18 protein-coding genes, 1 tRNA gene and 2 pseudogenes are annotated in these 21374 nt (G+C 56.6%); 10 read left to right on the forward strand and 11 right to left on the reverse strand.

What is annotated here, in order from left to right; all coding sequences use genetic code 11:
- Window positions 1-16 precede the first annotated feature (16 nt).
- From Q1B27_RS13300 to Q1B27_RS13310, 3 genes are all read right to left on the reverse strand, one after another.
- Complete coding sequence (locus tag Q1B27_RS13300; RefSeq protein WP_299848267.1) at window positions 17-808, reverse strand: sterol desaturase family protein; 792 nt, start codon at window positions 806-808, stop codon at window positions 17-19.
- Window positions 809-970, reverse strand: coding sequence for a hypothetical protein (locus tag Q1B27_RS13305; protein WP_299848268.1), 162 nt, complete (start codon window positions 968-970; stop codon window positions 809-811).
- Between the two features lie 111 nt (window positions 971-1081).
- Window positions 1082-2113 (reverse strand): helix-turn-helix domain-containing protein, encoded by a 1032-nt coding sequence (locus Q1B27_RS13310; protein WP_299848269.1) that lies wholly within the window; start codon window positions 2111-2113, stop codon window positions 1082-1084.
- Window positions 2114-2293: 180 nt separating this feature from the next.
- On the opposite strand from Q1B27_RS13310, the gene Q1B27_RS13315 reads away from it, so the two are divergent.
- Window positions 2294-4174 carry an SLC13 family permease gene (locus Q1B27_RS13315; RefSeq protein ID WP_299848270.1) on the forward strand — a complete coding sequence of 627 codons (1881 nt, stop codon included), beginning with the start codon at window positions 2294-2296 and terminating at the stop codon, window positions 4172-4174.
- Between the two features lie 390 nt (window positions 4175-4564).
- Here the strand turns inward: Q1B27_RS13315 and Q1B27_RS13320 are convergent.
- The 5 genes and pseudogenes from Q1B27_RS13320 to Q1B27_RS13340 form a co-directional block, all read right to left on the reverse strand.
- Window positions 4565-4636: transfer RNA gene (locus Q1B27_RS13320), tRNA-Ala, on the reverse strand.
- Between the two features lie 103 nt (window positions 4637-4739).
- Window positions 4740-5182: pseudogene (locus Q1B27_RS13325) on the reverse strand (transposase); the annotation flags it as partial.
- Window positions 5177-5695: pseudogene (locus tag Q1B27_RS13330) on the reverse strand (tyrosine-type recombinase/integrase); the annotation flags it as partial. The pseudogenes Q1B27_RS13325 and Q1B27_RS13330, both read right to left, overlap by 6 nt.
- A gap of 164 nt (window positions 5696-5859) precedes the next feature.
- Window positions 5860-6732 carry a CopD family protein gene (locus tag Q1B27_RS13335; RefSeq protein WP_299848271.1) on the reverse strand — a complete coding sequence of 291 codons (873 nt, stop codon included), beginning with the start codon at window positions 6730-6732 and terminating at the stop codon, window positions 5860-5862.
- Between the two features lie 3 nt (window positions 6733-6735).
- Window positions 6736-7077: a copper resistance CopC family protein gene (locus Q1B27_RS13340; protein WP_299848272.1), complete on the reverse strand. Its 342-nt coding sequence runs from the start codon at window positions 7075-7077 to the stop codon at window positions 6736-6738.
- 671 nt (window positions 7078-7748) lie between these two features.
- On the opposite strand from Q1B27_RS13340, the gene Q1B27_RS13345 reads away from it, so the two are divergent.
- The 8 genes from Q1B27_RS13345 (at window position 7749) to Q1B27_RS13380 (ending at window position 18134) form a co-directional block, all read left to right on the forward strand.
- A complete protein-coding gene (locus Q1B27_RS13345; protein ID WP_299848273.1) occupies window positions 7749-9941 on the forward strand; it encodes an efflux RND transporter periplasmic adaptor subunit in 2193 nt (730 codons plus the stop codon).
- Window positions 9938-13117, forward strand: a complete 3180-nt coding sequence (locus Q1B27_RS13350) for an efflux RND transporter permease subunit (protein ID WP_299848274.1) — start codon at window positions 9938-9940, stop codon at window positions 13115-13117. The genes Q1B27_RS13345 and Q1B27_RS13350 overlap by 4 nt, the downstream gene beginning before the upstream one ends.
- 595 nt (window positions 13118-13712) lie before the next feature.
- Window positions 13713-14252, forward strand: coding sequence for a TetR/AcrR family transcriptional regulator (locus Q1B27_RS13355; protein ID WP_299848275.1), 540 nt, complete (start codon window positions 13713-13715; stop codon window positions 14250-14252).
- Window positions 14249-14497, forward strand: a complete 249-nt coding sequence (locus tag Q1B27_RS13360; protein WP_299848276.1) for a hypothetical protein — start codon at window positions 14249-14251, stop codon at window positions 14495-14497. Before Q1B27_RS13355 ends, Q1B27_RS13360 begins: the two co-directional genes overlap by 4 nt.
- Before the next feature lie 22 nt (window positions 14498-14519).
- Window positions 14520-15671 carry an SRPBCC family protein gene (locus tag Q1B27_RS13365; RefSeq protein ID WP_299848277.1) on the forward strand — a complete coding sequence of 384 codons (1152 nt, stop codon included), beginning with the start codon at window positions 14520-14522 and terminating at the stop codon, window positions 15669-15671.
- A complete protein-coding gene (locus Q1B27_RS13370) occupies window positions 15668-16546 on the forward strand; it encodes an ABC transporter six-transmembrane domain-containing protein (protein ID WP_299848278.1) in 879 nt (292 codons plus the stop codon). The genes Q1B27_RS13365 and Q1B27_RS13370 overlap by 4 nt, the downstream gene beginning before the upstream one ends.
- Complete coding sequence (locus tag Q1B27_RS13375) at window positions 16543-17070, forward strand: hypothetical protein (protein ID WP_299848279.1); 528 nt, start codon at window positions 16543-16545, stop codon at window positions 17068-17070. The genes Q1B27_RS13370 and Q1B27_RS13375 overlap by 4 nt, the downstream gene beginning before the upstream one ends.
- Before the next feature lie 2 nt (window positions 17071-17072).
- Window positions 17073-18134, forward strand: coding sequence for a ferredoxin--NADP reductase (locus tag Q1B27_RS13380; protein ID WP_299848280.1), 1062 nt, complete (start codon window positions 17073-17075; stop codon window positions 18132-18134).
- A 765-nt stretch (window positions 18135-18899) separates the two neighbouring features.
- Here the strand turns inward: Q1B27_RS13380 and Q1B27_RS13385 are convergent.
- Both Q1B27_RS13385 and Q1B27_RS13390 read right to left on the reverse strand, forming a co-directional pair.
- Window positions 18900-19613 carry a lysophospholipid acyltransferase family protein gene (locus Q1B27_RS13385; RefSeq protein ID WP_299848281.1) on the reverse strand — a complete coding sequence of 238 codons (714 nt, stop codon included), beginning with the start codon at window positions 19611-19613 and terminating at the stop codon, window positions 18900-18902.
- A gap of 26 nt (window positions 19614-19639) precedes the next feature.
- Window positions 19640-20113, reverse strand: coding sequence for a hypothetical protein (locus Q1B27_RS13390; RefSeq protein ID WP_299848282.1), 474 nt, complete (start codon window positions 20111-20113; stop codon window positions 19640-19642).
- Between the two features lie 33 nt (window positions 20114-20146).
- On the opposite strand from Q1B27_RS13390, the gene Q1B27_RS13395 reads away from it, so the two are divergent.
- Complete coding sequence (locus Q1B27_RS13395; protein ID WP_299848283.1) at window positions 20147-20548, forward strand: hypothetical protein; 402 nt, start codon at window positions 20147-20149, stop codon at window positions 20546-20548.
- Between the two features lie 98 nt (window positions 20549-20646).
- On the opposite strand, the gene Q1B27_RS13400 is transcribed toward Q1B27_RS13395, so the two are convergent.
- Complete coding sequence (locus Q1B27_RS13400; RefSeq protein ID WP_299848284.1) at window positions 20647-21276, reverse strand: sulfotransferase family protein; 630 nt, start codon at window positions 21274-21276, stop codon at window positions 20647-20649.
- Window positions 21277-21374 lie beyond the last annotated feature (98 nt).

Raw genomic sequence — 21374 nt, forward strand, 5'->3', positions numbered from 1 at the left:
GGAGTGGCCAGGCAGGTTATTTTTTTACATATACGGCACCGCTTACGGGCATGCCTGCTGCCCATTGAAACGCCTCCAGATATTTCGGATGTTCCGTTCCCATCCACCTGTCCCACCAGGTGAAATAAAGGCCGTAATTATACCCTGCCTGCGCATGGTGCAGATCGTGATGGGTCACGGTTGTCATCCAGTCGAAAAGCGGTTTGCCCCGGGCCGAGCCCGGAAACACTTCGACCCCGCAATGGCCCACCGCGTTGCGCAGCATCATGTGGCTGGTGAAGATCAAGATTGCCGCCGGGTGCATCGGCACAACTGCCAGAAAGAGTGGCAGAAAGATTGCATGAACCAGCGCCTCGGACATATCAAAGGCATAAGACGTGAACGCGGTCGGGTTGTGCGATTGGTGATGCAGCAGATGCATGCGTCGCAACGCCCGCATCCGGTGCATCAGCCAATGTGCCCAGTAAAACCACGCATCATGGGCAAGGATGATCAGCGCGGCACTGGCCCAGAACCATCCCCAGCCATAGGTCTCAATGCGGTCGTAAACCGGCAGTATGCCGGTCGCCGCCAGCAGGCAGATCGCAAGACCGACAGAGGCAAAGATTACAACCGTGCGCAGGCTGACGATGATCTCACGCCGGATTTGCGGCCAGCCGGGCATCTCACTACGGATCTTGCGCGCTGCCAGCCAAGGCGCCAGCAGCACGTTCACCACCAGATAGACGCCGCCCGCGCCGATCACATAGCGAAAGAAATCATGCGCAAGACTACCCATGATCAGGTTTGAATAACCAAGCTCGGGCATCTAGCCGGGTACCACATCGCGGGTAACCGTGTCTGGGGCAGGGGCCGTGTCACCCGCGGGCCAGCCCGATGGCATGCTGGGCGTACCCACCACAAAAGCCTGCGCGGCACCGGAAACCCCAAGCACGAGGCTGAGAAGGCTGAATTTCAGAATACGTGTCATGTCCCATCACTCCTTTGTCGGGATGTCATGACAGGCAGCATGGCCGCTTGGCGCAAGCAGCTCTCGTTCATTCCGAAATCGACGAGGGTTTTATGGAATCGAGGTTGATTTTCAGGAATCAACCAGTTCCGTGGACTGGGCACCACGCCGGTAATCGCGCGGGCTGGTGCCGGTCTGGGCGCGGAACGCCTTGTTGAACGGCCCCAGGGACGCAAAGCCGCAATCATAAGCGATCTCGAGGATGGTTTTTTGTGCTTTTTCGGGGGCGCTCAGCTCGGCCCGCGCGGCATCGACCCGGAAACTGTTGATGAAAGACGGAAAGTTGCGAAAGCCCAGTTCGCGGTTGATCACCACCCGCAGGCGATGCTCGGGCACGTCCAGTTCTTCCGCCAGCGCACCGATGGTCAGCCCCTCGCGCCGCCAGAATTCTGCGCCAATGGCGGCGTTGAGCTTGGCCAAAGTTTGCGTGTCCGGTAGCGCGCCGTTCTTGACTGTTTTCCGGCCCGGCGCTGCCTCGCTATCCCAGAGCCCGCGATCGGGCCTTAAAGACCACAGCGCGAATCCGGCACAGAGACCGAAGAAGGCCGCCGATTGGCCCAGCCGTGCCAGATCGGGCACATCGGTGGGGGCCACGAACATTTCGGTGACGATGATGATCACGCCAAGGATCACCATCGCGGTCATGAAAACCGGGCGGAACTGGCGGCGTTTTTCCACCAGATCATCCCCGGCCGATGTCAGCACCGCCCATAAAAGCGCCAGATGCAGCACCAGCGCCATCGCGCGGCAGATCAGCCCCAGGCTGGGGTAGATGGCCGAGGCCAGGCTGGCCAGGGCCGTGGCCCCCGCAAACAGGTACCACGGCCAATGCTGGCCGGGCGCGTCCAGAAAGATATCCAGGACCAGCCAAGTGAATGTCAGGCTCATCATGATCGCGCCGAAGACGCCGATGCTGAACACGACCGGCGGCAACTGGTCATGAAAGGTCGACGATACCAGCAGGTAACCGATGATGCTTACCCCCATCGCCGACACGGACCACGACTTGGCCCGCGTGCGCGGATTGCGCATCAGCACGATCGACACCAGCAATACGATCCCGATCGCATTGCCGCGAAACAACGTGTCCAGAATGATCAGCAAGTGCCGCGCTCTCCTTGATGTTATGGGGCGATGATACCGCGCCCGCCCCGTGGATTCTCGTCAAAAATTGAAACTAGCGGGTTTTCAAGGAATCGACGCGTTTGGCCGGGTCGGTCAGACAATTTGACCGATCCCCGTTTTCGCCGCACACTTGAAAGAAAAAACAAATGAGGGACTCATATGGAAAACCTGGCCTTTACCACCGAAATGGCCGTTGTGGTCGGCGCATTGGCCTTTACCGTTTTCCTCTTTGTCTCTGAAATCATACGGGTCGATCTGGCCGCCATCCTGGTGCTGGTGCTGATCGGCATCCTTTCGTACATCCCCGGCCTCGATAATCTGGCGGATGTGAACCACCTCTTTGACGGTTTCGCCTCGAACGCGGTCATCTCGATCATCGCGGTGATGATCGTGGGTGCAGGCCTCGACAAGACCGGGATCATGAACAAGGTCGCCGCGCAGATCCTGAAACATGGTGGCACGACAGAAGGTCGCGTGATGCCCATCGTGTCGGGTACCGTCGGGTTCATCTCCAGCTTTTTGCAAAACGTGGGCGCGGCGGCGCTCTTTCTGCCGGTGGTCAGCCGGATTTCGGCACGCACGGGCATACCGCTATCGCGCCTGCTGATGCCAATGGGGTTCTGCGCGATCCTTGGCGGCACGATGACGATGGTGGGGTCCTCGCCGCTCATCCTGCTCAACGACCTGATTGATACCGCCAATGAAGGCCTGCCTGCGGATGCGCAGATGGAACCCTTTGGCCTTTTCTCGGTCACCCCGATCGGCGCGGCGCTTATCCTGACCGGGATTGCCTATTTCCTGCTTCTGGGGCGTTTCGTCCTGCCCGGCACCTCCAAGCTCGAGGCCTCGTCCGGGCATGGCACGTCCGAATACCTGCAACGGGTCTATGGCCTCAAGGCCGATGTGTACGAGGTGGACGTGCCCGCTGAAAGCGCGCTGGTGGGGCAGATTCTGGCGGATATCAACCTTGAAAACAACCTCTACATCATCTCGACCTTCTATCGCGGCAAGGTGTCGATGGTGCAGATACTGACCGCTGAAATCGCTGCCCCCTGCCGTCTGGCGATCATCGGTAAAGGCGTGGTGGTTGAGGCGTTCGCCAAGAAATACGGCCTGACGATCCGCCCCAGCCTCGATGTATTTGCCGAGGAATTCGCGCCCACCAATGCGGGCATCGCCGAGGTGGTGATCCCGCCCGACAGCAAGCTGATCGGCAAGTCCCCCCGCGACCTGTTGCTGCGCAAGACCTATGGGCTGAGCCTGCTGGGCATCCACCGGGGCGAGGACACGATGAGCCATGTGGAATATGGCGAGCACAAACCCACCGCCATCGGGCTGGTGCCGTTTCAGGCGGGTGACATGCTGGTGGCGCATTCGCGCTGGGACAATCTTGTGCGGATCAAGAAGGATCGGGATTTCGTCGTCGTGACGGCCGATTTCCCGCAAGAGGAACTGCGCCCGCAAAAAGTGGGTGCGGCGCTGTTTTTCTTCCTGATCTCGCTGTCGATGATCCTGTTCACCGATGTGCGCCTGTCGCTTTGCCTGCTGACCGGGGCGGTGGGCATGATGCTGACCCGCGTTCTGTCGATCGACGAGGCTTACCGCGCCGTCGGATGGAACACGGTCTTTTTGTTGGCCAGTCTCATTCCGCTGGGGCAGGCGGTACAGAATACCGGCACGGCGGAATGGATTGCCCAGCAGATCCTGGTCGCACTTGATGGCTGGCCGCTCTGGGCATTGCAGACGGGGATCGCGATCCTTGCCACGGCGTTTTCGCTGGTCATGTCCAACGTGGGGGCAACGGTGCTACTGGTGCCGCTGGCGGTGTCGATCGCCGTGGCGGCGGGCGGCGATCCGGCAATCTTTGCGCTGACCGTGGCGATCTCAACCTCGAATTCTTTCATCATCCCGACCCATCAGGTGAATGCCCTGATCATGGGCCCGGCGGGCTACAAGGTCACCGATTTCGTCCGATCCGGCGGGATCATGACAGTGCTTTTCCTGATCGTGTCGATGGTGATGCTGAACATTGTATTTTGAGGGGTCCTGGAGAGTTTGAGCCCAAACTGGACTTGATGCCGAGGGCGAGCGCGGGGGTCCGTGGGATGGTCCGGCGCTCGCCCGGCGCCTGCGGCTTGATTCCGAGCAGGGTGGCTGGAATGAGCGATTACCAAGTCCGCAAAGTGACTAACGACCGGTTTGAGCCCAAATTACCAAATTTGCGTAGCAAGCGAATGACCGCTTCAGTCGTAAGCATATTTATTTGCGGTACAAGTTTTCATGTGAGATCAGACCTTGAATAAGGTGTTAGCGCAAGTGTTGGTTGCAGACCAGTTTGATACCCCGTGAAGAAGATGGAAACACACGTCAAACTGAGTGAAGGCATAGATATAATCGCCATAATAAAAGCCCCGCCGAAGCGGAGCTGTGAGGCAAGGACGGGATTCGAGCCCGCAAGAGAACCGTTGCAAAGGGACTGCATAACCATTCCGCCACCTTGCCTTAAGAGTCAGTCTAGCACTGGCTCTTTCCATTTCAAGCAATCTTTATAGTTGACGCCACATCCTGTCGCGGTCGGCTATATAACTGTCCCAATATCTCGTGGTCACGCCGCCCGCTGCCAATACCCCTTCCACTGACGACTAATTGGTGCTGCCATCGAATTACTGACGACAATCTGCGTCAACGTGCCGTTGTCTGTCCGGCGGTTATCTTCCAGCCATGCAGCGTGGTTGGCATACTGATAAAGGTACTGTGGGCTGACGTGGTGATGCTGACCTTGAACCATGCGGCGCAGGCGGGAAAAGTAGCTTTCAACCCAGTTGGTGTTCTTGCCGTGGTCGCTGTAGATCTCAGAGTGGTTCACGCGGTCAACATGATAGCCCATGTGCAACTCATCCCAATGGCTGGCTTCATCCGCTGACATGGTGACAGGCGGGACACGTTCTCGTTCGCCAGCTCAACGCCTTCACCTTCGGACTTGCGCATGAAAGGCAGTGTGCGGCCCTCACGCTCACGCATGGCGACCACGACGCGGCGCTTGCCGGTCTTCTTGTATATCTGTGTCACCTTCGTCCGGCGCATGGAATGCGTGCCATATGCGGTCGCCTCTAAACCAATGGACGTAACCCAGTCCCTGACAATCCGTGCATATTGCCGTGTCGAGATGTGAAGCCGCTCGTGAAACCGCCCGGGCCATAGATACTCTGACCCAACCATCAGCGGATCTTCCATCCAGCGTTCAAGCGACATCCTTGTGCCCTCCATTATTTCGAACCGGACAGGCTTATTGGTTTTGCTCTGCAGGACGGAAGCGCGTTCTTTGATCTCGCCGGATGCCATGACATCGATAACCTTCATTTTGACCAGATCGCAGCCTCGCAACTTGCTATCGATGGCTAGATTGAACAAGGCGAGATCGCGATGGTTTTCTGCCAGCACGAGACGAACGCGGATGGCCCAAACATGTTTAGGCTTGAGCGGGCGCTTCTGGCCGACGATACGGCCCTTGATCCAGGCAGGTCTGAGCGCACGAATGGCAGGTAAGTTTGGTATCTCCATGACGGATCCTCCGATCCGCCACGCCCTCCCACAACGACAACCCGGCGTTGACAGCGAAGAATACCATGGGGTTCGAAAGATGCGGTGAAAGCCTGCTCAAAGCCCATTTTATCAGATGCTGCGGTTGGCACAAATGTCTGGAAACGTGGTTTTTGATTATGCTGTCACAGCTTTCCAGGCAGCGCAAAAAGCGTTGTCAGAGCGGCAGTCGCTAGCAATACAGCTACGAACACTAACCATTCCATTGATACAGTTTTTGAAAGATAAACCGCAGCCTGAGCGTTTCCGGAGATCAATTCGGGAACAATACGCAGTTTATTCAACACCCCCAGTCCCAATAGTCCTGCGACCAGGCACAGTTTCGCAATGATATTGAGACCATAGGCTGTGGTGAACAGGTGTGTCCAGGAGCCAACCAGCAACCACCCCAGAACGACACCTGCCGCGATCAGACTTGGGATGACTACGGTTGCAATTTGTCCGAACCGGTGACCGAGCCGGGCTGCCAACACCGTGTCGCCGGTGGTTATGGTCAATCGGTTCAAAGGAAGCAAAACGCCGATCCAAAAGGCCACCGCCAATAGGTGTGTCAGCAAGACCAGTCTTGCCCAAAGGCCAATATCGTCCGAAAGATGTCCGATTGTTATGAAGGACCAAAGTGCCGTCAGCACACCCAGTCCCGCCAAACCCCAGCCAAGCCCTCCTACCAAGAGCCCAGCTAGCACTAGACTCAACCCAATGACCCTGAGGAGAAGGGCGGTGCCGACAGACGTTTGCCACATCAAACCCAGCATATCGGGATCGGTCAAGCCAGATGCATCACCTGTCAGAGCGGCACCACGCAGGGCAAAGCTGATACCTGCTGCAGCAAGACCTAGTATTGCACAAAGCACCGCATATTTTCGCATGACGGGTAAAACAGCGGCGACTTCAGACGCGAAAACGAAGCGCACGAGTATCAGGCCCCCGCTGGTCAATACCCCAAAATACAAAAGTGTCTTGCTGACGACTGCGGCGAGCGCCCAGATATCCGGCACGGGTTACTCCACCTCGAAGCTGAAAGTGCCTTGCATAGCGTGCCCGTCCATTCCCAGCCCGCGCCACTCCACCTCATAAACGCCTGTGCCCATTGGCTGCATAGGCAACATGAACTCCGCCTCAAAACCTTTGTGATCGCCAAGATCGAAGGCTTGCGTTTCGCCATCGGAATGGCGTGCCTTGACGGCGGTCAGCCGCAGCTTGTCGGTAAAGTTCAGTTCAATCTCAACAGGCGCTTCAGTCAGCACAGAACCGTTTTCCGGGGTCGTTTTCTGCATGTCAGAATGAGCCAAGGCCACTAGAGGATTAAGCACTATAACTATGAATGCAAACAGGTATTTCATGTTCTGCCCTTCACGGATTTTGTTCATTTTTGCAAACGCGCGAGAGATAGATGCGCGTTTGCAAATTTACGCTAAACGTTCCAGCAAGGGGAATGTCAATCCTGACGTTTTTGTGCAGTGATCCGAACTTTGGCGCTCACAGCAATGTGTAGGCAGTCTTGTCGCAGGTGATGAGTTGTCGCTTGGTATGTGAGCGAAACTTGGCTAAGAATGCGACATGCGTCTTATGAGATGGCTCATCGTTCAGGCAAGTCTGCTTGTTGTTATTCTCGGTATTTCACTGAGTGGCCTTGGTATGGCACAGTCCCATACCACGATGACTTTGGATACTCCGATGATGGATCATTCGGGTCACGCAGATTTGGTTCGTGACGATCATAATATGCCCCCTGCAGATCACGGCCCGGCGCATGACGGCCATGCAAGTTGCCCGATGATAGCCTGCTGTCACATAGGCGGGATCGCAACGCCATCCGTTCCTGCAATGACCGATGTTATCACGTGTCAACATACTCTTTCGGCCGACCTTCATTTGACCAAGGCAGAACCTGAGAGCGCCAAGAAACCTCCAAAACACACCTGACCTTTTGACAAGCAGCCCCTGCGACTGATCGCTCGGGCTTTCTTTGCGCGGTCTCCCTGTGGCCGCGCGTCAAAGACAGGATGATAAAATGCGTGGAAGATACGTTGCGCTGGTAATTTTAGCCCTTGGTGCAGGCATCGCAGGTGGGGTTTGGTACGAACGGGAACGCGGCGCTATGGCGATGACCGCTGACGGTGCTGGGCCAGAAATACTCTATTGGGTGGCACCAATGGACCCCAACTTCCGCAAGGATAGTCCCGGTAAATCTCCGATGGGGATGGACTTGGTGCCGGTCTATGAGGGGGATGAACCGTCGGGCGACCCAGAGGATGTGAGCCTGAGTGCAGCTGAGATAAACACCATTGGTGTACGTACCGCCGTGGCGCGCGTGCAGGACGTGGCGCAACGGATCGAAACGGTGGGTTTTGTTGGCTACGACGAACATGGCACCAGCCATATCCATACCCGCGTAGAAGGCTGGATCGAACGGCTTGAAGTGCGCGCTGAGGGTGATCCGGTTGTACAAGGTGAGTTGCTCTTTGACCTCTACGCACCGGAAATTACCCTTGCCAGCTCTGAGCTCATCCGCGCAGTCAAGCGTAAGGATGCAGATGAGATCAACATCGCCCGATCCAAACTTCAGAATTTTGGGGTTAGTGATCGTCAGATCGCCGAAATGGCAGAGGCGTCTATACCAGAAAAGCGTGTCAGGTATTACGCCCCGCAGGATGGCGTCGTGATCGATTTGACGGCTGCGGACGGGATGTATTTGCAGCCGAACACCCGGGCGATGTCGCTGGGCGACTTGTCGTCTGTGTGGCTGCTCGTAGACGTGTTCGAACGGGATATTGGGCGGCTCTCAACAGATATGATGGCCGAAGCCAGGTTCGAGCATATTCCGAGCCGAATATTCACCGGAGAGATCGACTACATCTTCCCGGAGCTTGACGCCATGACCCGAACGCTACGGGTGCGATTACGGTTCGACAATGCCGAGGGCATCCTGAAACCCAACATGTTTGCCAATGTCGACTTGCTGCCGCGCGCGACACGTGAGGCGCTGACCGTCCCCTCCGAAGCCGTGATCCGTACTGGCCGGGCTGAACGCGTGATCCTGAAAACTGACGAAGGGACGTTCCGCCCGCGTCTTGTCACCACTGGTCTGCGGGATGGTTTCGGCGCGGAAGGCCGCACAGTCATCGAACAGGGTCTTGCCCCGGGCGATGAAGTAGTCGCCTCGGCCCAGTTCCTGATCGACAGCGAGAGTGCATTGAACGCCGGGATGCTGCGCTTCGCCCCCACAGAGGCAGAGCCGGTGGATGCCAAGGGTGTTCTGACTGCCTTTGATCCGGAAAACCGAAGTGCCACGATCCGGCATGACGCGATCCCAGCGTTGAACTGGCCCGCGCTTGAGACGGAATTTGCAATTCGCTCGGACGTTTATCTCGATGATTTGTCCTTGGGCGACGAATTAAAGTTCAAGGTGTTCCGGGGGGCCGACGGCCTGTTGGCGATCAGTGCCCTTGGTCGAGACGATGGTGTGGATGCCACCGGTGTGGGAATGGTCCATGCCATCACGCCTGATGGAAAGCTCAGTATCAGTCACGACCCAATCCCGGCGCTTGGCTGGCCCGCCATGCAAATGGACATGGACGTGGCCGGTCTGGATACCGCGGAGATTCCGTTGGACGTGAATGTGGAGTTCGACCTCGCCCAGGGAGAGGACGGGCTTTATGTTATCGTGGGTGTGCGGGCTGAGGGCGCGCCGGCGATGACGGCGAACGAGCCCGCGTCAGAAATGGAGGCGGAGACTGCTGCCCCGCCCATAGTGGTGGAGGGCGTGATCCAATCTGTCGATGCCGAGGCGCGCCAGGCGATGATCGCCCATGGTCCGATTGCCGAGATCGGAATGCCGGGCATGATGATGGTCTTCGATCTGGCCGACGATATTGACCCGGCCACGCTTCCGCTGGATCAGGACCTGTCGCTGACCTTCGCGCGTCCTGATGGGATGAAAATGATCCTGACCTCCTTCGAAACCACGGCCAAGCCCATGAAAGTCATGGGCACCGTCAACAGTGTCGACACGGATTCAGGCACCGCAAATGTCACGCACGAGCCAATCGCCGAAATTGGTATGCCGGGCATGACCATGGATTTCCCACTGGATGACACGCTCGACCCAGCCTCTCTTCCTATCGGCCAGGAAACAGGCCTTCTGCTCACGCAAGGACAAGACATGTCGCTCACCCTGCGGGGCGTGGCGGAGAGTGGATTATGATCGCCGCGCTCATCCGATGGTCAATTGCCAACCGTTTTGTCGTTGTCGTTCTGGCCTTTATGTTGGGGGCTGCGGGCCTTTGGGCGGCGCGCACCACACCCGTAGACGCCATCCCCGACCTTTCCGATGTACAGGTTATCGTCAAAACACCCTATGCCGGGCAAGCTCCGCAAGTGGTGGAGGATCAGGTGACCTATCCCATCGCCACTGCGATGCTCGCGGTTCCCGGTGCTGTGGATGTGCGTGGCTTTTCCTTCTTCGGAGACAGCTATGTCTATGTCGTGTTCGAAGACGGCACCGATCTATACTGGGCCCGTTCGCGTGTCTTGGAATACCTCGCGCAGGTGCAATCCCGACTTCCGGCAGGTGTGAACCCCGAACTGGGACCGGACGCGACCGGCGTCGGCTGGATTTACCAATATGCCCTGATCGACCGCACCGGTGGACATGATCTGTCGCAGCTCAGAGCCATTCAGGATTGGTTTCTGAAGTTCGAGTTGCAGACGATTGATGGCGTTTCCGAAGTGGCCACCATCGGCGGCATGGTCAAGCAATACCAGATCGTCGTTGACCCCAATAAGCTGCGCGCCTTCGATATCCCGCTCGCCAAACTTTTGGCGGCGATCGAGATGGCCAACCGTGAAACCGGCGGCAGTGTCATCGAAATGGCCGAGGCCGAATATATGGTACGCGCCACCGGCTATGTGGACGGGCTGGACGATCTGGCCGCCATTCCGCTGATGGTCAACGAGCGCGGCGCAGCGCTGACCCTCGGGGATGTCGCCGAAATCCGCTTTGGCCCCGAGATGCGGCGCGGTGTGGGCGAGTTTGACGGTGAAGGGGATGCCGTCGGAGCCGTGGTGATCATGCGTTGGGGGGAAAATGCCCTGACCACGATCCAGGCGGTAGAGCAAAAGCTGGGCGAATTGCGTGGCTCTTTGCCTGAGGGCGTTGAGATCGTCACCACCTATGATCGCTCCGGTGTGATCGAGCGGGCGATTGAGAACCTGCAAAAGAAGCTCACCGAAGAATTTATCGTCGTCATTCTGGTCTGTGGCGCGTTCCTGCTGCATCTGCGCTCGTCGCTGGTGATCGTGCTGTTCCTGCCGCTCGGCGTTTTGGCGGCGTTTGTTGTGATGCGCCTGCAGGGGGTGAATGCTAATATCATGTCCCTGGGTGGGATCGCGATTGCTATCGGGGCTATGGTGGATGCGGCCATCGTGATGATCGAAGCCATGCACCGGAAGATCGAAGACGGCAAGATTACCCGCGAAAACCGATGGAAGGTGGTGGGCGACGCGGCCTCCGAAGTCGGCCCGGCACTCTTCTTCTCGCTGGCGATCATCACGGTCAGCTTCATTCCGGTATTCGTGCTGGAGGCACAGGAAGGCCGTCTGTTCAAGCCGCTGGCCTTCACCAAGACCTATGCAATGGCTGCTGCTGCGATCCTGTCGGTCACCCTGGTGCCGGTGATGATGGGTTACTTCATTCGGGGCCGCATTATTGCCGAGCGACGTAACCCGCTGAACCTGCTGTGCCAGTGGATGTACCGGCCATTTCTGGATGCCGCCGTGGCCTGGCCTTGGGCGACAACCCTTCTGGCGGGCGCATTGGTGGCCTCCATGTGGTATCCCGCGCAGCGCCTTGGGACCGAGTTCATGCCCGCCCTGAACGAGGGCGATTTCCTCTACATGCCATCGCTCTATCCCGGTGTTTCCATCGGCAAGGCGCGCGAGGTCTTGCAACAGACCAACCGGTTGATCCGCGACGTGCCGGAGGTCAAGAACGTGCATGGCAAACTGGGCCGTGCCGATACGGCGACCGATCCGGCCCCGCTGACCATGATCGAGACCACGATCCAACTCAAACCCGAAGACGAATGGCGACCGGGTGTCACAATGGATGATATTCGGGCCGAGCTTGATAGACGGGTGCAGGTGCCCGGCGTCACAAATGTCTGGATACAGCCGATCAAGAACCGGATCGACATGCTGGCAACGGGTGTCAAGACGCCAGTAGGAGTCAAGATTTCCGGGGCCGATCTGGACGTGATCGAAGAGATCGCGATTGCCGTCGAGCGAGCGGTTGCCGATATTCCCGGCACCACCTCGGCCTATGCGGAACGACCCGTCGGTGGGCGTTATATCGAGATCGACATCGACCGCGCGGCAGCGGCTCGCTACGCCCTCTCAATTGCCGATGTGCAGCAGTTGGTGCAGACCGCCATTGGTGGCCAAACGATTGCCGAAAGCGTCGAAGGGCTGGAACGGTTCCCGATCAACCTGCGTTACCCCCGTGACTGGCGCGACAGCCCGGATCGGATGGCCAATCTGCCGATGGTGACCCCATCGGGTGCGCAAATTCCGCTGTCGGCAGTGGCGGACATCAAGCTGGTCGATGGGCCAGGTATGATCCGCTCGGAGAACGCGCGGCGCACGGGCCTTGTGTTCATTGATATCGCAGGTCGAGACTTGGGCGGTTACGTTACCGAGGCGCGCGCCCATGTTGCCAAAACCGTCGAACTGCCGCCGGGTTACGCACTGTCGTGGTCCGGGCAGTATGAATACATTGAACGAGTACAGGAGAAGCTGTCTGTCGTTGCCCCGGCCACGCTATTGATCATCACACTGATGCTGTTTCTGGCGTTCAACCGGGTATCTGAAGTGGCCATTATCCTGCTGGCTCTGCCGGTGGCTCTTGCGGGCGGTGTCTGGTTGGTCTGGTATCTCGGGTTTGCGATTTCCGTTGCTGTATTGGTAGGTTTCATCGCTTTGGCGGGTGTGGCTGTGGAAACCGCAATCGTGATGCTGCTCTATCTCAACTTGGCCTGGGATAAACGCGTCAAGGCGGCACAAGAAGAAGGGCGGGCGCTGGTCAGGGACGACATCGAGGAGGCCGTTTTCGAGGGCGCGCTTTTGCGCCTTAGACCCAAACTGATGACGGTAGCCACGATTTTTGCCGGGCTGATCCCGATCATGTACGGCACCGGCACAGGATCGGAAGTCATGCAACGCATCGCCGCTCCGATGATTGGCGGCATGGCCACCGCCACCATCCTCACGCTGTTCGTCATTCCAGCAATCTTCGTGATCTGGAAACGCTTCAGCCTGCGAAAAACAAATCGCCTGATAGCAAACAACCCGCCGCAGGGAGCAATCCTCACCCCGGGCGAATAGCCCATCACAGTTTTCAACCTCAATGGTGAACTCTATGCGAAACTTAATCCTACTTTTGATGGTGAACGGTCTGTTGTCCACCAAGCAGTCGTCTGATTGTCCAATAGTGCTGCGCTATGAATGAAGGTCTGGTTCCGGGAAATTGGATGGCCGGAATTTTACTTGACTGAATGCCCGGTAAGGGCCGTCCCCGATTGACTCTGGTTCAACCAAATCTGTGCATCATGCAGCGCTTCCGATGACCGGTTGGAGTCCAATGGTATTGCATTGCACTAGGTGGGGACATTTATAGCGCTCTCGAAACCGATCCCTTTTTCGCCCATCCGCATGATCCAAACTTCTGACCTTATCACTGCTCTCTTTCTGCAAAACACAAGCAGAGGCGACGGAATTGGACGGTTTGATATCTGAGCGAGCCCAATTGACCGATGTCTCGCGACGAATTCTTTTTTTGTACGAGGAAAATCTATTTACTGTCTATATTGACAATTAATTAAATCAATCCTACATCCGGTCGACCTGATGAAGAAAGTCAATGGATATGGCGGGACGCCCCTCAAATCAAAAAGAGCGCTACCTCCAGGTGATGAAGGCAATGGTACGTTGTGTGGCCCGGTTCGGATTGGAGGGGGCAACGCTCGAACGGATTGCCGCAGAGGCTGAACTGTCGCGCCCACTGATCCGGCATCACCTCGGCAATCGGAAAGACATGCTGCACAAGCTGACATCTTATGTTCTGTCGGCATTTACGGAACGAACCGACGAGATGCTGGCCAGCCTTCCCGAGACCGGCAGACCTGAGGCGTTGTTGAATGCGTTGTTTGCCGAAGACCGTTCTGTGTCATCCGATATGGTCATGGCATTTGCTGCACTGACTGCACGGGCCACCGAAGATCAAGGACTGCGTGACGATTGTCGGCGGTGGATCCTTGAATTCGAGAAAAAGATCGCGGCTGTGCTTGCCTCTGGCTCGGAGAATACCGGGCATCCAAAATTTGCCGAGGCAGCCACAGGCGTTACGGCCATCTACTTCAACGCGGCTTCGCTGGCCCCGCTGGAGATGCCGAGAACCTGGCTGCTTGCCTCAAGACACGCGGCGCAAGGCCTGCTGGAAATAATCGGTGAAAACGCATGAACCCGCGCATCCTGAACTATATCGGATTTGCCGTTCTGGCGATTTCGACCGTGCTTGGATTTCAATCGCTTTGGGGCATCCTGTTCCTTTACTGGACGATCCCCAATTTCTACTCGGGGCACGCCTTTCTGCTGTCTGAGGTATCCCGCGCACATGACCCGATCCTGTTTTGGCTGATCCAGATAGCCTGGGTTTCAATCGGCATTATGCTGTTGCTCTCTGATTTTTTGCCCGGCTGGGCCTGAGCCCGCTCTGAGGAGTTTCCCCATGTCTACCATGCTGCACCTGCTGCCTACCGACGCCTACACTTCGCAAGAATGGTTCGACCGCGAGATGCGCGAGATCTTCTCGAAGACCTGGATCTATGCCGGGTTCATGGAGGATGTCGGCGAACCGGGCCAGTATATAAGCGTGCAGGCCGGGCTGAACAACATCTTCATCGTGATGGGCCGTGATCGCCGGCTGCGCGCATTTCACAATATCTGTCGCCATCGCGGCACACAGCTGATCCGCGCGGTCGGGAAAACCCAGAAGGCGCTGACCTGCCCGTATCATGACTGGACCTACGATCTTGAGGGCAACCTGATCTCGGTCCCTGAAGAACACGAGGAGTTTGGCAAGGTCGATAAATCCTGCCACGGGTTGAAACGCGCCAGCGTGGATATCTGGAAATCGATGATCTTTATCCATCCCGACGCCGACGCCGACCCGATCACCGATTGGTTCGCCCCGGCCGAAGATCAGATCGGGCCACATGTGCCGGAAGAGCTTGTTGAGTATGAAGAGTTGAACACCTCGTATGAAATCAAGGCCAACTGGAAGATCGTGGTTGAGAATTACATCGACGTGTACCACCTCAGCCACCTGCATTCCGGCACGCTTGCCATGTATGATCACAAATCCGCCAAGTATGGATTTGTCGGCGACCACTACATGTTCTGGGAACCGCCCGAGGCTTCGTTCGCCAAGTACCAGGATAAAAAGCTGATCGCCCCGCGGGTGATCCCCGAAGATCAGAACGGCGCCTGGGTGCCGATGCTTTGGCCGGGGATCGGTATTGGTGCCACGGAAGACGGCTGGAACATCTTCATCGTCGAACCGCTTGGGCCTGCGCTGACACGAGTGACCAACCGCGGGCGCGTTGCCAACGCATCGAACTGGGAATTCGCCAAGCAAGAGATGAAATCCTCGAACTTCTGGACCAAGTTTGGATTGAGCGGCAAATACGAAGCCCATGATGCCCAAAGCGAAGACGATCCGATGGCGGGTGGAGATTTCACCGCCGAAGATATATATGCCTGCGAGCGGCAGCAGGCCTCGCTGAAATCACCCTATTTCGAAACAGGCCCCGCCGCAAAGGGCGAAAGCCCGGTGATCGAGCATCAGAAAGTCGTCCTGCGCTGGCTGGGTGAGGCATGATTGCGAAAACCGACACGCTGTCGATTGGCACCTTGTTCCGAACCTTCTGGGGCAAGGTCCTGATCACATGGGGCCTGACGCTGATGGAGACGGCGTTTTTCGCCCTGATGCCCCTGATGATCGGTCATTCGATTGATGGGCTGCTGAGCGGCGACTTGCAGCCCTTTCAGTTTCTGATTGCCATGTTTGTGCTTGTCCTGATTGTCGCCACTGGCCGGCGCATCTATGACACGCGCGCCTACGGGACGATGCGCGTTGAGCTGGGCAAGGCGCAGGCTGCGCGTTCTGCGCAGGATCCGGTCAGCATTGCCAATGCCCGCGTGCTTATGGGCCGAGAATTGGTGGATTTTCTCGAGGACACCGCCCCCAAAACGATGACGGCCCTTGTTCAGGTGGTGGCATCGGTCGTAATCCTCTTGTCTTTCCATGGCACGCTTGCGCTTTCAAGCGGCGGGTCAGCCATTGCAATCCTGGTGATCTACGCGCTTTTTTCGCGCAGCTTTTTCCGCGCCAACGCGGCGCTGAACGAACAGTCGGAAAATCAGGTCTCGGTCCTGGAAAGCAAAAGTCCGAAACAGATCGCGGCCTATTTTCCTGGCCTGCGGCGGCAGGAAGTCCGGCTGTCAGATACCGAAAGCCTGGTCTATGGTCTTATCTTTGCCGTGCTGATGACGATGGTTGCCTTCAATCTGTGGTTTGCCGCCACGCAAAGCGGCGCATCCGCCGGGGATATCTTTGCCATCGTCACCTATTCCACGCAGTTCCTCGAAGCCGCGGTCACCCTTCCCTTTGCGCTTCAGAACCTGAAAAGGCTGCGCGAAATCACACATCGCATCAACCGATCCGGCCGCGCTTTGGTGGGGGAAGGCAAATGATGCGTCTCAGCGCCCCCGTTCCCATCCAATGTATGATTACCACGGTGATGTGCCTGAGCCTTGCGTATCTGGCTTACTTCGGCCCCGCCAAAGTGTCAGCCACCGAGGCGCACGATCTTGCCCGTACCTATTACACGTCCCTCAAAGAAGAGGATTGGCCCACGATTTACGGCCTGTTCCAACCGAATGCTGCGATCAGCGTGCGGGCCGATTATGGCGTCACAGCACCGCGCGATGGGTATGAAACCAATGCGTCCGACTGGGCAGATGTCGCCGCAAGTTCCGGCGGTGGTTGGGGTTATTCTGCCCCGGATAGCGGCCTGGCCGAGAGCAACTGGAACTACGAATTGGCACTGGTCTCAGACAGTCCCGACGGCACCCGGATCCGGATCGACCATTCTTCGGATTACACCTTTCAGGGTTACGAGGGGCAGGCAACGGGATACGAGGTCCTGACGCTGGCGCGCTATTACGGTCGCCCGATCATCGTCGCGCTCAAATCCAGCAAGAATTTTGGGGAATAGACATGGTACGAAATTTCCACCCGCTCACCGTCAGAGAAACGCGACCCGAGATCGGTGGCCAGGCGAAGACGGTGATGTTCGGTCTGCCTGGTGATCTGCGCGCGGCCTTTGCGTGGCAGCCGGGGCAGCACCTATCGTTTCGCTTCCGGATCAACGGGGAAGAGGTACGGCGCAACTATTCGATCTCTTCCTCGCCCCATACGGGAGAGCCGCTGCGGATCACCGTCAAGCGGGTCAAGGACGGCCTTGTCAGCAATCACATCAATGACCATGTCAAAACGGGCGATGTGATCGACGTGATGCCGCCTTTTGGCAAATTCACGCTGGAGTGCACCGCCAACGCGCGGCGGACACATTATTTCTTTGGGGCCGGTTCCGGGATCACACCGCTTTATGCGATGATGTCTTCCGTCATGGCAGCCGAACCGCAATCGGTCGCCTATCTCGCCTATGGGAACAACAACGAAAAAAGCATCCTGCTTGAGGAGGAGATCAACGCGCTCGCTGTGGCAAATCCTGACCAACTGCGGGTCAATCACGTATTTTCCCTACCGGCGTGGTGGTCCGGCGCTGACTATTGGCGCAAGGGCGTGATCGACAAGGATGCAATCGAGGCGATGATCACCGAAAACCCGCCCTACGCTCAAGACACCCAGTATTACGTCTGCGGGCCGGGTAGCATGAACAAGGCGGTAAAGGATGCGCTGATGGCGCTAGATGTACCAGCCTCGCGCATTCACACGGAAAGCTATGGGGGAACGGTTGAACTCGACACCAGCGTCGCTGGGATGGCGTCCACTACAGAGGTCACCCATGATGGCAAAACACATACGGTGCCCGTTGCAGAGGGTCAAACCCTGCTCGAAGCAGCGCGGTCGGCCGGGCTCAATCCACCATTCTCCTGCCAATCAGGTGTGTGTGGCACGTGCAAGGCCCGGTTGGTCGATGGAACGGTACATATGCGGGCACACATGGCGTTGGAAGACGATGATATCGCGAAGGGCACAATCCTGACCTGTCAGTCGGTGGCGACTACCAAAAATCTCACCATCAACTATGACTGAGTTTCTCTGATCGGATGACGCAACGTCTTCTTTGCGATCATAGTCGTGCAGTTGGTCATTCGGACGACCAGAAATCGGCTTGGTCTCCTCGTTGTATCTCGTTTGGTCAAAGAACGAATAGCTTCAGTTCAGCAACCAAAAATGCTGCGCTTCGCACGAATGACGGCTTTCGGGAAGCCTGCAGGTGAACTTTGAACGATGGCAAATGTCCGGTTAGGGCCGATCTTTCTTCTGTCAACGGAAGTAATGCAAAATATGCGTTACTTCATGAATCGGTCAGCATCCGGTAGACAGCGATCTTTGCTGTGTGCGAATAATCGTGTTTCGTCCGCTGATTTGAGTAGTATTGAAACCGTAAGTGGTAATAATTGTGGTGTGTACAAATACATAGATTAATTATGTCTTTAATATCAATAACTTGTATTTATTGTATGGCAAGCATCGGCTCCGCCACCATACCCCAAATCGAGATTTGTCGTCATCGTCCGGGCGCGGCTGTGCGCCCGGTGTTTGTACCGACTGCTGTTGGCAAGTGTTCGATTGCCGGGTTTCAGGACGTCGCTGACAGGTATCCGGCCTGTTGATCGACGCGCGGCGTGGCCTTGCAGGGAGGTCATCATTCAATCGGGGTCCGGGAAGGGAGCCTTTTTCGGTAAGGAACGGAAATTTAACAGAGAAATGCGGATCAATAAGTCAACTTCAGGATTTTCGCAGCGAATCGAGGTTCCAACCCAAAGCCTTGAATTTCTCCGGGGCGCGCTGGCATCAGACATTGATGATGGCCATCATTGCCATACGCAGACGGGCGACATCATCGTCTATTGATGCGTCCAGATCACAGACGAATGACGGAAGAACCTTAATCCGGACAGTGCCACTTCTGGGAACGAACTTGCCGCGTGGCAACAGCCGATCCGAGTCGAGAATGACAATGGGCCGGATTGTCCGGCCGGTTTCCCGCGCCACCAGCACGGCGCCTGCCTTGAATTCACCCAGTGTTTGCGTGGTCGTCCGCGTCCCCTCTGGAAACAACACCACAGACCGTCGTTCGGGCATTTCCTGCACAGCCCGGCTAAGCGTTTCCATCGCCACCTTGCCGCTTCGTCGGTCAATTTCCACCAGACCGGCTCCTTTGAAGCCCGTGCGGAGCAGAAAAGCATCGAAAAGTTCCTTCTTGGCGGCAAAAGTGAACCATTTCTCATCCGGAACAACATCCATCAACGTGAACCCATCCAGATGGCTGCGATGATTAATGACGATGACGCTTCCGGTATCGGCAGCCAGAAGCTGCATATCGGTTTCGGACATCTCTACGCGAATGCTCAACAGCCACAAAAGTCGGGAACAGGCGCGTTTGACAAGCCGCCAATACCAGCCGCGAAACCCTGTGCGCCGCCCGCAGAGCGTTGGCGAAAATGCAATGCACAAGAAGTAGAATGGTCCGAGTATCAACAACAAGCTGCGCTTGATCAGTCTCATGATTAACGGATCAACAGCCGGGGCTTCTAGGTCTCGTGCACTTGGGTTGTTTGACATAGAGGCCTAGCGTTTGTTGTCACGCTGTCCGGGTGCATAAGGCAACGACGGGCGGGCGCGATAGAGGCAATATCCGCTAGTTTCTGGCGGAATTCAACGTGGAACCAAGAGGTGGCGAAAGGCGGGGAATACGTGTTGGCGGTTTCGGCTGAACCCTGACTGGCCGCAAAGAACGCATGGGCACCATTCGAAGAGAGGAATACAAGAAAGTTGCGCCCTGCCGGATTTTTTGAAATACTCATGATCGGGCCGACCTCGTAGTAGTTAGTTTTCATTTTATGAAGCAGCAGGCTTTGACGTCGGTCCACGAAAATCTCCAACATACAATCATTCGGTGGCGTCGAGTTTCGAAATAGAGCGGCGCGTTCAAGACCGCCGGACGGCGGATCAAGGCGGCGAAGTAGCACTTCGCCAACACTGGTTTTGCAGGCGGTAATGGGCAATTTCCGGGAAATTCTGAATCATGGAGGCGGTCATTGGCGGTAGCGCGGAATTCCAGCAATTTGAGCCCGAACCAGATCTTGGAAAAGTCGTATCTGGATACGCCACAGATTTCTCAGGGCGAAGCGAAGGCATCAGATTTCTCAGCTGAGCGGCGTTGGTGGAAAAAACGAACTGTCTTCACGGGCATCAATGGCTTAGAGGAGGGTGTAGAGAAATTCCAAAAGGTAGACCCGTCCAATATGGTGACTAGAACTGCGCCTTTCCAATTAGCCCGGCTGGATTCCAAAGTTGACAGAACGGAGCGCGCCGCGCGTGAGCTTATCTGTGACGAGATGGATGCCCGCCAAGAAAAGACCGAACGCCTGAAAGCTGAACGGTTGAAGCGGATTGCTGCTGGCACCGCGCCGAAGAAATCATCAGCGGACAAACCCTAGAATTGTCCCTTGATCCCACATTGAAGATTACAACCAGCAGAGCGCTTGCAGTTGTCTAAGGTTCCCAAATTCCTGGTCGGGAAATCATGAGACTGTGCCTAGTTGCCGGAATTCTGGCTCATGATTTCGAAAAACTCCTCGCGGCTGTTGGACCGGGGATATGGTTCGTCTGGAACGGGCTTGCCGAGAAAACTGCATAGCGGTTCCCATCCGTCGGCAGCCTGGAAAACCAAGAGCTTTTCAGCGGGAAAGGCCCGTTTCACGGCTGCTTCATGTGACCTGAAAGCGTTGATGGCCCCTTCTTGACCCGTCTCGCTGCCAAGACTGCGTTTGAGTGCCACAGCAGTCACCATTTGCAGCCAGTCAACCTGCTCGGCAGGCCACTTTTCGGGTGCGGTCAGAACCGCAAGAATGGTTTGCGAGATGCTCTTATACCAACTGTTGGCGTCGCGTGTAGACAATATGAACTTGGCGTTCGGGTACTGAACCATCATTTCCTGCCAAAAAGCGGCCACTGGCCAATCGACAGCCGATTGGAACCCGTCAAATGTTGCGTCCCAGTCTGGATTGTCATCCAGTGCGGCATTCCAATGCGGAACGCGTTTGGGCATGTCCTGAATCACATCTTCCATATGATAGCAGGGACCAAATCCCAACTTTACGAGCGCCATGCGCAATGACATGGTCCCGGTTCGACCGAAGCCCGTTCCAATTACTTTAAGTGTCATGCAAAAAGCCCCCCCGGCACTTGTGCGTAAATATGTCCGCACGTTGTGACCTTAACTCAAGTCAAAGGATTTTCGGAAACTATTTCGACGGCCGGATA

Origin of the sequence: uncultured Roseovarius sp. (assembly GCF_947489715.1) — a bacterium.
In the GTDB taxonomy this organism is placed as follows: Bacteria; Pseudomonadota; Alphaproteobacteria; order Rhodobacterales; family Rhodobacteraceae; genus Roseovarius.